13 protein-coding genes and 1 tRNA gene are annotated in these 13,313 nt (G+C 72.8%); 6 read left to right on the top strand and 8 right to left on the bottom strand.

Going from position 1 to position 13,313, the window contains the following annotated elements:
- Nucleotides 1-7 precede the first annotated feature (7 nt).
- Both ACH4LD_RS10610 and ACH4LD_RS10605 read left to right on the top strand, forming a co-directional pair.
- The gene (locus tag ACH4LD_RS10610; RefSeq protein WP_398053853.1) at nucleotides 8-697 is read left to right on the top strand and encodes a GntR family transcriptional regulator; all 690 of its coding nucleotides are present in this window, start codon (nucleotides 8-10) and stop codon (nucleotides 695-697) included.
- Between the two features lie 177 nt (nucleotides 698-874).
- A complete protein-coding gene (locus ACH4LD_RS10605; protein ID WP_398053852.1) occupies nucleotides 875-2,308 on the top strand; it encodes an amino acid permease in 1,434 nt (477 codons plus the stop codon).
- Nucleotides 2,309-2,330: 22 nt separating this feature from the next.
- On the opposite strand, the gene ACH4LD_RS10600 is transcribed toward ACH4LD_RS10605, so the two are convergent.
- The 4 genes from ACH4LD_RS10600 to ACH4LD_RS10585 form a co-directional block, all read right to left on the bottom strand.
- Nucleotides 2,331-3,548, bottom strand: coding sequence for a sensor histidine kinase (locus ACH4LD_RS10600; RefSeq protein ID WP_398053851.1), 1,218 nt, complete (start codon nucleotides 3,546-3,548; stop codon nucleotides 2,331-2,333).
- Between the two features lie 34 nt (nucleotides 3,549-3,582).
- Nucleotides 3,583-5,337, bottom strand: a complete 1,755-nt coding sequence (locus tag ACH4LD_RS10595; RefSeq protein ID WP_398053850.1) for a cation acetate symporter — start codon at nucleotides 5,335-5,337, stop codon at nucleotides 3,583-3,585.
- 49 nt (nucleotides 5,338-5,386) lie between these two features.
- A complete protein-coding gene (locus ACH4LD_RS10590; protein ID WP_398106168.1) occupies nucleotides 5,387-5,728 on the bottom strand; it encodes a hypothetical protein in 342 nt (113 codons plus the stop codon).
- A gap of 136 nt (nucleotides 5,729-5,864) precedes the next feature.
- The gene (locus ACH4LD_RS10585; RefSeq protein WP_398053848.1) at nucleotides 5,865-6,653 is read right to left on the bottom strand and encodes a LytR/AlgR family response regulator transcription factor; all 789 of its coding nucleotides are present in this window, start codon (nucleotides 6,651-6,653) and stop codon (nucleotides 5,865-5,867) included.
- A gap of 196 nt (nucleotides 6,654-6,849) precedes the next feature.
- On the opposite strand from ACH4LD_RS10585, the gene ACH4LD_RS10580 reads away from it, so the two are divergent.
- Nucleotides 6,850-7,302, top strand: a complete 453-nt coding sequence (locus ACH4LD_RS10580) for a MerR family transcriptional regulator (RefSeq protein ID WP_398053847.1) — start codon at nucleotides 6,850-6,852, stop codon at nucleotides 7,300-7,302.
- A gap of 13 nt (nucleotides 7,303-7,315) precedes the next feature.
- A complete protein-coding gene (locus tag ACH4LD_RS10575) occupies nucleotides 7,316-8,419 on the top strand; it encodes an NAD-dependent epimerase/dehydratase family protein (RefSeq protein ID WP_398053846.1) in 1,104 nt (367 codons plus the stop codon).
- Nucleotides 8,420-8,487: 68 nt separating this feature from the next.
- On the opposite strand, the gene ACH4LD_RS10570 is transcribed toward ACH4LD_RS10575, so the two are convergent.
- From ACH4LD_RS10570 to ACH4LD_RS10560, 3 genes are all read right to left on the bottom strand, one after another.
- Complete coding sequence (locus ACH4LD_RS10570) at nucleotides 8,488-9,405, bottom strand: alpha/beta fold hydrolase (protein WP_398053845.1); 918 nt, start codon at nucleotides 9,403-9,405, stop codon at nucleotides 8,488-8,490.
- A gap of 208 nt (nucleotides 9,406-9,613) precedes the next feature.
- A tRNA-Pro gene (locus ACH4LD_RS10565) sits at nucleotides 9,614-9,687 on the bottom strand.
- A gap of 45 nt (nucleotides 9,688-9,732) precedes the next feature.
- Entirely contained in the window at nucleotides 9,733-11,163 is a 1,431-nt protein-coding gene (locus ACH4LD_RS10560; protein ID WP_398053844.1) for an MFS transporter, read from the bottom strand.
- A 243-nt stretch (nucleotides 11,164-11,406) separates the two neighbouring features.
- On the opposite strand from ACH4LD_RS10560, the gene ACH4LD_RS10555 reads away from it, so the two are divergent.
- Nucleotides 11,407-11,985, top strand: a complete 579-nt coding sequence (locus tag ACH4LD_RS10555; RefSeq protein ID WP_398053843.1) for a TetR/AcrR family transcriptional regulator — start codon at nucleotides 11,407-11,409, stop codon at nucleotides 11,983-11,985.
- A gap of 32 nt (nucleotides 11,986-12,017) precedes the next feature.
- Here the strand turns inward: ACH4LD_RS10555 and ACH4LD_RS10550 are convergent, their stop codons facing one another.
- Nucleotides 12,018-12,533: a hypothetical protein gene (locus ACH4LD_RS10550; RefSeq protein WP_132789024.1), complete on the bottom strand. Its 516-nt coding sequence runs from the start codon at nucleotides 12,531-12,533 to the stop codon at nucleotides 12,018-12,020.
- A 130-nt stretch (nucleotides 12,534-12,663) separates the two neighbouring features.
- On the opposite strand from ACH4LD_RS10550, the gene ACH4LD_RS10545 reads away from it, so the two are divergent.
- Complete coding sequence (locus tag ACH4LD_RS10545) at nucleotides 12,664-13,008, top strand: cupin domain-containing protein (RefSeq protein ID WP_398053842.1); 345 nt, start codon at nucleotides 12,664-12,666, stop codon at nucleotides 13,006-13,008.
- The last annotated feature ends 305 nt before the right edge of the window (nucleotides 13,009-13,313 follow it).

Raw genomic sequence — 13,313 nt, 5'->3', positions numbered from 1 at the left:
GCGTGACATGGCACAGAACACCCAGGGCGCCCAGATGCCCGCGCTCCCCCGGCTCGGCGGCCGGCGGAGCAGCTACCGCGAGCGGGTCGCGGACGCCCTGCGCGCCGCGCTCGTCGCGGGTGAGCTGCGGCCGGGCGAGGTGTACTCGGCGCCCTCGCTGGCCGCGCGGTTCGGCGTCTCGGCCACGCCGGTGCGGGAGGCGATGCTCGACCTGGCCAAGGAGGGGCTGGTCGACACCGTGCCCAACAAGGGCTTCCGGGTCACCGCCGTCTCCGACCGGCAGCTCGACGAGTACACGCACATCCGGGCGCTCATCGAGATCCCCACCGTGGTGGACCTGGCCCGCACGGCCGACCGCGTCTCCCTGGAGGCGCTGCGCCCGGCGGCCCGGGAGATCGTCACCGCCGCGGTGGCGGGCGACCTGATCGCCTACGTCGAGGCCGACACCCGCTTCCACCTCGGGCTGCTCGCCCTGGCGGGCAACGCCCACCTGGTCGAGGTCGTCGCCGACCTGCGCAAACGCTCCCGTCTGTACGGTCTGACCGCGCTGGTGGAGGCGGGCCGGCTGCTCGCCTCCGCCGAGGAGCACCTGGAGCTGCTGGACGCCCTGCTGGAGCGCGACGAGAAGGCGGTGCGTGCGATCATGACCCGGCACCTTGGGCATGTGCGCAGCCTGTGGGCGGCGGCGACGGACTGATCGCCTCCGGCACCGGACATATCACGGCCGGGGATGCGCGCCGCGACGCTTTTTGCACGATCCGGCGGCCCGTACGGAACAAAAAGCGGCGATTTTGAGCCACATCGGTACATCCCCGACCATGGGACGCGTCCCGGTGATCCCGGGAACGTCAGTTCCATGAGAGGCGCACCACCCATGCACAACACCGGAACCGTCCCGCAGTCGGCTCCGGCCCCCGCGGAGATCCCCGCGGAGACCCCCACGGCTCCCGTCGAGGACCCGCACGGCGACACCGGCAGGCATGCCCGCAGGTTCGGCCTGCCCGTCGCCACCGCGCTGGTCATGGGCAACATCATCGGCGGCGGCATCTTCCTGCTCCCCGCCTCCATCGCTCCCTACGGCACGGTCAGCCTGGTCGCCTTCGGCGTGCTCACCGTCGGCGCCATCGCGTTGGCCCTGGTCTTCGGCCGGCTCGCCGCGCGCGACCCGCGCACCGGCGGCCCCTACGTCTACGCCCGCGAGGCGTTCGGCGACTTCGCGGGGTTCCTGGCGGCCTGGTCGTACTGGATCACCACCTGGGTGTCGAACGCCGCGCTCGCCGTGGCCGCCGTCGGGTACCTCGACGTGCTGATCCCGGTGAACCAGCACCGCTGGACCGCCTGCCTGGCCGCGCTGGCCCTCCAGTGGCTGCCCGCGCTCGCCAACTTCGCGGGCACCCGGTACGTGGGTGCCGTGCAGTTGGTGTCCACCGTGCTGAAGTTCGTGCCGCTGCTGCTCGTCGCGGTCGGCGGGCTGTTCTTCTTCGACCCCGACCGGCTCGGCCCGTTCAACTCCAGCGGCCAGAGCGCGGTCGGCGCGGTGTCCGCCTCCGCCGCCCTGCTGCTCTTCTCCTACCTGGGGGTGGAGTCCGCCGCCGTCAGCGCGGGCGAGGTCAGGAACGCCCGCCGCAACGTGGGGCGCGCCACCGTGATCGGCACCGCCGGCGCGGCGCTGGTGTACCTGCTGGGCACGCTGTCGGTGTTCGGCACGGTCGCGCACGATCGTCTGGTGACCTCCACCGCGCCGTTCTCGGACGCCGTGAACACGATGTTCGGCGGCGGCTGGGGCGGTACGGCCGTGGCGCTCGCCGCCCTGGTGTCGATGACCGGCTGCCTCAACGGCTGGACCCTGCTGAGCGCCCAGACGCCGTACGCGGCGGCCCGCGACGGGCTGTTCCCGAGCGCCTTCACGCGCCGGCGGCGGGGCGTGCCCACGGTCGGGGTGGGCGTGACGGTCGTCCTCGCCTCGCTGCTCACCGTCTACAACTACTTCTCGGGCTCGGGCAAGGTCTTCGAGGTCCTGGTGCTGGTCACCACGTTCACCGCGACGGTGCCGTATCTGCTGGCGACCGCCGCGCAGATCTTCCACCTCGTGTCCGGCCGTCCCGAGGCGGTCGACCGGGCCCGGCTGGTACGGGACGGCGTGGTCACCGCGGTGGCCGCGGCCTTCTCGGTGTGGCTGATGGCGGGCGCCGGCTACGCGGCGGTCTACCAGGGCGTGCTGTTCCTGTTCGTCGGGATCATCGTCTACGCGGTGATGGCGGCCCGGCGGCAGCGCAAGCAGGCACAGCCCCCGGCAACCGGTCGCTGACGTCCCGGCCGGCCTGCCGCCCTCAGGCGCTGCCGGACGCCGTGCGCGGGGGTGTGCTGTGCACCCCCGGCCGGTACTTGGGGATGCGGATGGTGATCTTCATGCCGGCTCCGACGCCGGTCTCGATCACCAGCCCGTGGTCGTCGCCGTAGACCTGCCGCAGCCGCTCGTCCACGTTGCGCAGCCCGATGCCCGCCGTCGGGCTGCCCTCGCCGCGCAGGATCCGGCGCAGCCGGTCCGGTTCCATGCCGACCCCGTTGTCCTCGATGACGATCCGGGCCAGCGCCCCCTCGTCCAGCGCCGTGATGCTGATCCGGCTGCGCTCGACGCTCTCCTCCAGCCCGTGCTTGACGGCGTTCTCCACCAGCGGCTGGAGGCACAGGAAGGGCACCGTCACGGGCAGTACCTCGGGGGCGATCTGCAGGGTCACGCGCAGCCGCTGCCCGAACCGGGCACGGACCAGTTCCAGGAACTGCTCGATGGAACGCAGTTCCTCGGCCAGGGTGGTGAACTCACCGTGCCGGCGGAAGGAGTAGCGGGTGAAGTCGGCGAACTCCAGCAGGAGCTCGCGTGCCCGCTCGGGGTCGGTGCGGACGAACGAGGCGATCGCCGCGAGGGAGTTGTAGATGAAGTGCGGGGAGATCTGCGCGCGCAGCGCCCGGATCTCCGCCTCGATCAGTCCCGTGCGGGCCCGGTCCAGCTCGGCGAGTTCGAGCTGTACGGAGACCCAGCGCGCCACCTCCTCGGCGGCCCGCAGGAGGGACGCCGACTCCCGGACGCCGAGCACGACGAGGGCGCCGAGCACCCGCCGGTCGACGGTGAGCGGCACGGCGGCGCCCCAGCGCACGGGACAGTCCGGGTCCGGGCAGCCGACGGCGAAGGTCTGGGCGCGGCCGGTGTCCAGCACCTGACGGACCCGGTCCAGGACGGTGTCCTCGTGGTGCCGGCCCGGTCCGTCCCAGGCCAGCGGCCGGTCCCGCTCGGTGAGGCCGAGCGCGGCCGTGCCGAACAGCGGCCGGAGCCGTCGTACCGCCTTGCGGGCCGCGTCCTCGGTGAGTCCGGCGCGCAGCGGGGGCGCGGCCTCCGACGCGGTGTGCAGGGTGTGGAAGGTGGCGCGTTCCACGGGGGTACCGGGGTCCGTCCCGCCCTCGGCGGCGCGGCGGGCGAGCAGGCGTCCGGCGGCGAGGCCCCCGGCGAACAACAGCGGGGCCCCGGCGGCGAGGAGGGCGAACCCGTTCACGCGCGGGCCCCCTCGGCCGCGGGCGGGTGGGTCGTCATGGGGTGGTCACTCCTCGGCGGGTGGTGGGCGCGCCCTGGCCGGCGGGGCGTTCGGGCAGGTGGAGGCGGGCCATCGCGGCCTCGGTGCCGGCCGGGATCCGGTCCCGGGTGGCCAGGGAGACCAGGATCATGGTCAGGAAGCCGAGCGGTACGGACCACACGGCCGGCCAGGCGAGGAGGGTGTGCGCCCAGCCGTCGGTCAGGGGCCCGGCGATGGTCAGGGCGACCGCGACGAGGGCGCTGCCGCCGCCGGTGAGCAGTCCCGCGATGGCGCCGGGCGCGGTGAGGCCGCGCCACCAGATGCCGAGCACCAGCAGCGGGCAGAAGGAGGAGGCGGCCACCGCGAAGGCGAGGCCGACGGCGTTGGCGACGGGGAGGTTGCCGGCGGCCACGCTCACCGTGACGGGCACGGCGACCGCCAGGAGCGTCGCCAGCCGGAAGTGGCGGACGCCGAGGGAGGGCAGGACGTCCTGGCTGAGCACGCCCGCGACGGACAGGGTGAGCCCGGAGGCGGTGGACAGGAAGGCGGCACAGGCGCCGGCGGCGATCAGCGCGCCGAGCAGGTCGCCGCCCGGGCCGCCGACGAGCCGTTCCGGCAGGACGAGCACGGCGGCGTCCGTGGTGCCGGTGAGCAGCAGGTCGGGGGCGTAGATCCGGCCGAGCAGGCCGTAGAGGGGCGGCAGCAGGTAGAAGCCGCCGACCAGGGCGAGCACGATCACGGTGGTGCGCCGGGCGGCGCGGCCGTCGGGGTTGGTGTAGAAGCGGACGAGGACGTGGGGCAGTCCCATGGTGCCGAGGAAGGTGGCGAAGATCAGCCCGTACGTCGTGTACAGCGGGTGATCGTCCTTGCCGCCCGACAGGGGCGCCGCCCAGCTGGAGGCTCCGGTGCGCCGTCCGTCGTCGGTCTCTCGCTCGGGCACCGGGGTGTCCTGCGGGAACCGGAGGGTCGTCCCGGCCCTCACCTCGTGCACCCCGGGATCCAGCAGCAGGCGGCCGTCGTCGTAGTCCCGTCCGTCCACGGCGCCGGTCGCGACGGCCCGCAGCGGCGTCTCGATCCTGATGCGGACGGTGGTCTCGACGGTGACCTGGGTGTGCCGGCGGAAGGTCGGCGGCTCGTCCAGGGCGTCGGCGGGGCGCGGGTCGCCGTGCCAGGCGAGCACCAGGAAGATGGCGGGGACGAGCAGTGCGGTCAGTTTCAGGCAGTACTGGAAGGCCTGGACGAAGGTGATGCTGCGCATGCCGCCGGCGGCCACGGCCAGGGTGACGACTACGGCGACGAGCACCCCGCCGAGCCAGCGCGGTGCGCCGGTGACCAGGCCGAGGGTGAGGCCCGCGCCCTGGAGCTGGGGCAGCAGGTAGAGCCAGCCGACGCCGACGACGAGCACGCTGGCGACGCGCCGGGCGGCCCTGGACTCCAGCCGGGCGTCGGCGAAGTCGGGCAGGGTGTACGCCCCGGAGCGGCGCAGCGGGGCGGCGACGAACACGAGCAGCACGAGGTAGCCGGCGGCGTAGCCGACGGGGAACCAGAGCATCTCGACGCCCTCGGCGGCGACGAGTCCGGCGATGCCGAGGAAGGAGGCCGCCGACAGGTACTCGCCGCTGATGGCCATGGCGTTGAGGTACGGCGGAACGGTGCGGGAGGCGACGTAGAAGTCGGAGGTGGTGCGGGAGATGCGCAGCCCCGTCGAGCCGATCACCAGGGTCGCGACGACCGCCGCCGACACGGCCACGATGCCGTACGTCTGGTTCACCCGGCGGCCCCCGCGCGGCCGGGCCGGTGCTGCGGAGCGTCGGTCACCGTCAGACCCTCTCGGCGAGGTCCGCGGTGTCCCGTTCGTTGCGTTCGGCGCGTACGACGTACCAGCGGCCGATGACGACGAGGGCCGGGTAGACGGCGACGCCGAGAACCGCCCAGACGATCAGGGCGCCACCCGGCCAGGTCCCCGTGTACGGCAGGGCGGCGAAGACCAGGGGCAGCGGTCCGAGGAGGACGACGAGCAGACCGAACGCGAGGAGGCCGAGCCGGAGTTGACGTCGTATCAGGGCACGGAGGGCGAGGGATTCGACGGCCGGGTCCTTCGCACCCGCCCGGACGGCACCGGGGCGGGCGTGACCGTGGCCTCCATGGCCTGCGTGGTCCACGCGGGCCGCGCGCGGAGTCCCCGTGACCACTTCACGTCGAGGAGTCCCAGGAGCACCCATGCCGCGTCCTCCGACCGCGATGATCACACTTCGCAGTGGAGTGTACGCACCAGGGAACCAAAGCGACAGCTTCCGGTCAGCGACCGTTGCCGGGCTGGTCCGTCATGGCCTTCTCGACCAGCAGATCCCGCAGTTCACGGGCGCACCGGCGGCTCACGACCAGCACCGCCGCGCCGATCCTGACCGTCAGCCTGCCCCCGTCGACTCGTAAGGCGTCGATGCGGGCGAGGGACACGAGATGGCGCCGGTGGATGCGCATGAAGCCCTGCGCCCGCCAGCACTCCTCCAGCGTGGACAACGGGATGCGCACCAGGTGGCTGTCCTCGCGGGTGTACAGCCGGGAGTGGTCGCCATGGGCCTCGGCACGCGTGATGTCGGCGACGGACAGCAACCGTGTGACGCCCTCGCGCTCCACCGGGACGCGGTCGGCGAGCGGCCGGGCCCCGGAGCGGCCCGGGTGGGGGGTGCGGTCGGCCGCGACCAGCTCGGCGACCCGCCGGACCGTCTCGGTCAGGCGCTCGCGCCGCACCGGCTTGAGCAGCCAGTCGACGGCGCGGAGCCCGGGCGCCCGGAGGGCGTACTCCTCGTGCTCCGCGTGCGCGGAGACGAAGACGACGCGGGGCGGCTCGGCTCGCCCGGCGAGAAGCCGGGCGAGGTCCAGGCCGCCGAGACCCGCCATGCGGATGTCCAGGAACACCGCGTCGACGTCCGCCGCACCGTCCGCCCCGGGCCGGGCCAGCCGCCGCAGCGCCTCGGCCGCTTCGAGGACCCCCTCCGCCGACCGCACCCGGGGATCGGCCCGCAGCAGGAACAGCAGTTCGGCGAGCGCCGGTTCCTCGTCGTCGACGGCCAGCACCCGAATCATGGCGACTCCCCCGGGAAGCGGACGGGCGGGGGCCGCGGGCGTGCGGGGTCCCCGTGCAGGAGCACGCGGAGGCGGAGCGACGGGTTCAACGGGACGCTCCCCCGGACGCCGGGAGCGGCCTTCCCGGGTGACGCGCGTCGCATCACCCACCGTGTGGTTTGACCTCAAGCGCTTCAAGTGTCGGAGGCTTGGCCGCATGGCAGGGAGCACAGACCGGACCGCGGGCCTGACCATCCAGGAGATGGCCCGGCGCTCGGGTTTCACCGAGCCCACACTCCGCTACTACGAGAAGATCGGCCTGCTGGGCAGGGTCGCCCGCGACGAGTCCAGCGGTCACCGCCGCTATGACCCGGCGACCGCGGACCGTGTCCTGGCGCTGGCCTGCCTGCGCTCGGCGGGGATGACGGTCAGCGGAATGCGCCGCTATCTGGATCTGCGTGCCCGGGGCGACTCCGCGGCGGCCGAACAGCGGGACCTGTTCGCCGCACAGGCGGAGAAGCTGGCCGCCGACATCGAGCGGCTTCGGCTCCGCCTGGCGTATCTGCGCGGCAAGGCGGACCTCTGGGACGCCCGGGTCCGCGGGGACGCCGACACCGAGAAGCAGGCGATCGAGGACGTCAGGCGCGTGATGGACCAGTTCACTGACTGAAGGACCGAACAGGATGAACACACAGAACACCGCAATCTCTGCCTCCGGCTCCGTCTCCGAGCGCGAGAGAGTGCTCGTCACCGGTGGTACCGGTCTCGTCGGCAGCCACTCGATCGCCCGGCTGACGGCCGAGGGGTACCGGACCCGGGTGACGATCCGGGAGCCCGGACAGGAGGCACAGGTCCTGTCCGCGCTCCGCCGGGCCGGGGTCGATCCGGCGGACCGGCTGGAGTTCGCCGTCGCCGACCTCGGCGCCGACTGCGGCTGGGCGGAGGCCATGGACGGTGTCAGCCACGTGCTGCACCACGCGTCGCCGTTCCCCACCACTCCGCCCGAGACGGAGGACGACATCATCCGCCCGGCCCGCGACGGCGCCCTGCGGGTCCTCTCCGCCGCCCGGATGGCCGGCGTCCCACGCGTGGTGATGACGTCGTCCTACGCCGCGGTCGGATACACGGTGAAGCCCGACAACCATTACTCGGAGGCGGACTGGACCGACCCGGACACCGAGGGCCTCCCCGCGTACCACAAGTCGAAGGTGCTCGCCGAGCGCGCGGCCTGGGACCACGTCCACACCCATGGAGACATCGAGCTGACGGTCGTCAACCCCACCGGCATCTTCGGTCCCCAACTGGGCGACCGGCCCTCCGGCTCGGTCGGTCTGGTCAGGAACATGCTGACCGGACGGATGCCCGTGGTGCCGGTCATGTACTTCGGCGTCGTCGACGTACGCGACGTCGTGGACCTGCACCTGCGCGCCATGCTGCATCCGAAGGCGGCGGGCGAGCGGTTCATCGCCGTCGGTGGACCGTCGATCAGTCTCTTCGGCATGGCACGGGTCCTGCGTGAGCACTTCCCCGCGGCGGCCGGTCTGCTGCCCTCCGAGGAGCTGACCATCGAGCAGGTGATCGAGGCCGCGAAGACGGAACCGGCGCTGCGCGACGCCGCGGCCCTGCGCGGCCGGATCCCCGTCATCAGCAACGAGAAGGCCCGTTCGGTGCTGGGCTGGCAGCCCCGGGACATCGTGGAGACGATCGTGGCCACCGCGGACAGCCAGATCCGACTGGGCCTGACGCTGCCCTCGTCCGGCACGATCGCACCGGTTACTGCTGCGTGAGCAGGTTGTAGGCCGAGAGCCCCGGAGTCACCCACCGACGAGCGTCCCGATCCACGCGTTCGCCTGCTCTATGTGCTTCTTGGGGCCGGGTTCGTCGAGGTCGGGCCGAGCCGGCGCGTTGTCGGTGGCTCACCGTGAGGCATCTGGTGCCGCATCGTCGGAGCGACGGCGGGAAAGGCTGCCGGCCATGGCTGTGCCGAGGCGAGGAAGTCCCGGACCGCGTCCGCGAAGCCGACCGGGTCGTTGGCGTACAGGAAGTGGTCCGTTCCCAGTTCGACGAGACGGGTGCCGGGCCGCCGAGCGGCCATCCACGCTGCCTGTTCCGCCGACAGCACACCCGCTTCGGTGCCGCGTATCAGCAGCGCCGGGCAGGTCGAGCCGGTCCAGTCGGCCCAGTGGCCGCCGTGGACCCGCTCCTCGGATTCGTAGATGTCCTCGGGGTGGAAGTGCAGGCCCCAGCTCCCGTCCGGCCGTCGGCGAACAGCGGATTCGAGGAAGGGGGCGAACGGGCCCAGCCGCGCCACGAACGCCTCCCGGCTGGGACAGGTGCCCTCCGGAAGGTTCAGCACGAACGCCAACGGATTGCTGCCGTCCAGGCCGAGCTCGGCACAGCCCTCCCCGTTGCCCAGCGCGGTCACGCGCTCGCGGTGGCGGGCGGCGAACTGGTAGGCGTTGATCGCGCCGAGCGAGTGGCCGAGGAGGGCCGCGCGGTCCGGTCCCAGGTGGTCCATGAGGGCTTCCAGGTCGGCGAGATAGCCCTCCCGGCTGTAGTCGGCCGCCCGGTCGGAGTCGCCGTGGCCGCGCTGGTCCGGTGCTATGACCCGCCAGTCCGGGGCGGGGCGGGCGGCGAGACCGGCGTACGACATGCCCTCGGACATGGGCCCGTGCAGGGGGAGCAGCGGGCGGCCGGGGCCGCCGAAGTCCACGTAGGACAGGGTGCGGCCGTCGATGGTGAGGGCGGAACGCCGGGCGTTGTCGGTGTTCATGGGTTCACCGTAGCCGAGATCCATACGACCGTACAATACGACCGTATAAGACGACCGTTTGACTCTCGGCGCGTGCGGACGCCCGCCCCGACCGATCGCCGGCGTGGATGAAGGGTTTCGAGGGTTCGAACTCCGTGAAACGACCGAGGGCCCTTCCTCACCATGGTGAGGAAGGGCCCTGATCTGCGGATTCGGAGCGATGCTCCCGTCGGGACGACAGGATTTGAACCTGCGACCCCTTGACCCCCAGTCAAGTGCGCTACCAAGCTGCGCCACGTCCCGCCGCGGTCTCACGCGGAGCGTTCCGCGTGATCACGCAGGTCAACCCTACCGCACCTGAGCGGGTGCCCGTGTCGGCCCCGGTACGGCGTCCGGGGCGGCCGGGCGGCCGGCGCGGCGGACCGGGACGAGGAGGGCGGCGCCGGTCGCGGCCAGGCAGAGGACGGCGAGCAGGGCCCAGCCGTGGGTGTAGCCGGAGGCGTACGGCAGGCCCGAGGGCTGGAGCCGGCCGGTGACCAGGACGCTGGTGAGCGCGGCGCCGATCGAGCCGCCGATGGTGCGGATGTTGGCGTTCATGCCCGTCGCGGCGCCGGTCTGCTCCACCGGCACGCTGCCCACGATGAGGTTGGCCATCGAGGCGAAGGCGAGTCCGATGCCGAGGCCGAACAGGCCCGAGACGACGGCCACCTGCCACTGCTCGTCATGCCACAGGGTGAGGAAGCCGCAGGCCAGCGCGCCGAGCGCGGCACCGGCGGTGAGCAGCGCCTTGGCGCCGACGCGGGGCTCCAGACGGCCCGACAGGACGCCGGAGAGGAACATCGCGACCAGCATCGGCAGCATGAGCAGGCCGGACGCGGTGACGCTGGCGCCGAAGCCGTAACCGGCCGCGGACGGCGTCTGGACGAAGCCCGGCAGGAAGGACCAGATGGAGTACATGCCGGCACCGAACAGCAGCGCGGCCGTGTTGGTCGTCCACACCGCGGGCATCCGCAGCACCCGCAGATCGATGAGCGGGCTGCGCGAGCGGGCCTCGGTCGCCAGCCACACGCCGAACAGCACGACGGCGCCGGCGAACAGACCGAGCACCTTCGCCGAGCCCCAGCCCCACTGGCCGGCCTGGCTCAACGGCAGCAGCAGGGCCACCAGCCAGCCGGAGAGCAGCACGGCCCCGCTCCAACTGACCTTCCCCTCCGCCCGCTTGGGCGACTCGGGGACGTAGCGCAGCGCGATCAGGACCGTCGCGGCGACGACCGCCACCGGGATCCAGAACAGCCACCGGTAGTCGAGCGCGGACACGATCGGACCGGCGGCCACGATGCCGACCCCGCCGCCCGCGGCGATCACGGCGGAGAGGTTGCTGATGCTGCCGCTGACCTCACCGGGGGCGAACTCGTCCCGGATGATGCCGAAGGACAGCGGGAACAGGGCGCCGCCGACACCCTGGACGACCCGGGCGAGGATGAGCACGCCGATGTTCGGGGCCAGCGCGGCGACCAGACAGCCCGCGAGGACGGCCAGCAGGACGGCGACGAGGGTCCGTTTCTTGCCGACGAGGTCGCCGACCCGGCCGAGGATCGGGGTGAAGACCGAGGCGGACAGCAGATAGGCCGTCATCACCCAGGTCGCGGTGGACTGCGAGGTGTGCAGGGCGTGTTGGACGGTCGGCAGGGCCGGCGCGATGAGCGACTGGAGCATGGAGAACACGCCGGCACCGGTCGCGAGGACCGTGAAGGTGAGGCGAGTGGACGCGCGGGGCATGAAGAAGCCTCTCCGAAATCAGGGACGCGGAGGGAGAACAAGGACGTGGAGGGTCGGTACCGGGTGAGCCGGGTACCGAGGGGCGCGGTCGTACGGGCCGCGCCACGGGAATGCCCGGAGCCGGCTCCGCGGGCCGCGTCCGGCCACGGCGGAGCCGACCCCGCACTGTTAAAGTGGAGGTACGCCTCCACTGTAGCGGAGGTGCACCTCCGGTTCCAGTCGATTCCCTTCCGGGAGGCAGCAGTGACGGCCACGCCGTTCCCCGTCAGCGAGATCGTGGCGGCCCGCCGGCCGCACCGTAAGGACGCCGCCCGCAACTACGACGCCCTGCTCGGCGCCGCCCGCGAGGCGTTCGCGGAGCACGGCGCCGACGCCTCCCTGGAGGACATCGCCCGCCGCGCGGGCGTCGGCATCGGCACCCTGTACCGGAACTTCCCGACCCGCCGCGACCTGTTCGAGAGCGTCTACGCCGACGAGGTCAACGCCCTGTGCCGGGCGGCCGTCGAGCTCGCGGACCGGGAACCGTGGGAGGCGCTGACGGACTGGCTGAACCGGTTCGCCGGGTACATGGTCACCAAGCGCGCCGTGCGCGAGGCCCTCGACGGCGAGTCCGACATCTTCCAGTCCTGCCGCGACTCCATGTACGAGGCCGGCGGCCCCCTGCTGGAACGCGCGCAGCGCGCCGGTGCCGCCCGGGCGGACATGGACTTCGGCGATCTGCTGCGGATGGTCGCCGGGATCACGGCGACGGCGTTCGAGGACGACGCCCAGCGCGACCGGGTCCTGGCCATCGCCCTGGACGGAGTCCGCACCAGCCGCTGACCATGCGGTCCGTGGGCCGCCGCCCTCCGCCCCTACTTGATGACCGCGTTCGCCACCACCACCACGACCCCCAGGCACGCATCCCCCAGCCCCATGAGGACGGCGGTCGGCCAGCGGCGCGCCGACCAGCGGGCGGTGACGAGGCCGATGCCGAAGAGGATCACGATGTTGAGGACGAACGCCGCGTACTCGACGCCTTTCGCGGGCCACCACTTCCAGTAGGCGCCCGCGAGCAGGAAGACGGTGGGCAGCACGGCCGTGACCAGCGGCCACTCGTTGCGCATGGCGAGCAGGACGTCCCACCGGCCGTGCGGGGTGCGCTCGGCGATGTAGTGCGCGTAGCCGTGGGCGAGGGCGGAGGCGCCCGCGGTCACCAGCACCCATGCCGCGTCGTAGCCGCGGACACCGGCGGACGTGTGCCCGTACTGGGTGAGCGCCGCGACCATCGAGCTGGCGAGGACGGCGCCGTACACCCCGCCGAACAGGACGATCTCCCGTGTGTCGTGCTGCCGGGGCGGCGCCGGGCCGGCCGCCGTGGAGTCAGCCATGTCCCCACGATCACCCGCGCCCCGTGCCCCCGCCAGCCGGCGCTCCCCGACGAAGTGTCCTCCGACCAGGCCCGATGCCCCACACCCTGTCCATGGCGGCGCGGCTGCCGCACCGACCAGGGTCGGTGGCATGACGCACAGCTTCGCGCTCAACATCCCCGACGCCGACCTCGAACCCGAACCCCTGGCTCCGGAGCAGATCATCGCCGGGAACCCCGAGGTGACCGGGAAGGTGGTGTGGGAGTCGGCGGACGGCCGGCAGCTCCGGGGCATCTGGCAGATCACACCGGGCGTGGTCACGGACACGGAGGCGGACGAGCTGTTCGTGGTGATCAGCGGCTCGGCGACCATCGAGGTCGAGGACGGGCCGACGCTGACGGTGGGGCCCGGCGACATGGCGGTGCTCCGCGCGGGCGACCGTACGACGTGGACCGTCCACGAGACACTGCGCAAGGCGTACGCCGTCACCCTGTGAGGCGGTGTCAGCCTGGGAGGCCGTACCAGCCTCGGCGGCCACGTCGACCTGGCGGCCGTGTCGATCTCAGCGCCGGCACCCCGGGAGGCCGCACCGGCCTCGGCGCCGTATCACCCCGGGAGGCCACGCCGACCTCGGCGGCCGTATCACCCCGGGAGGCCACGCCGACCTCGGCGGCCGTCTCACCCCGGGAAGCCACGCCGACCTCGACGGTCGTTATCCCCCCGGGAAGCCACGCCGACCTCGACGGTCGTTATCCCCCCGGGAGGCCGCACCGGCCTCAGCGGCGGCACCACCCTGGTAGG

Source organism: Streptomyces sp. NPDC017676, from assembly GCF_044329325.1.
Classification (GTDB): domain Bacteria; phylum Actinomycetota; class Actinomycetes; order Streptomycetales; family Streptomycetaceae; genus Streptomyces.
This window is presented reverse-complemented; position numbering and strand designations above follow the sequence as displayed.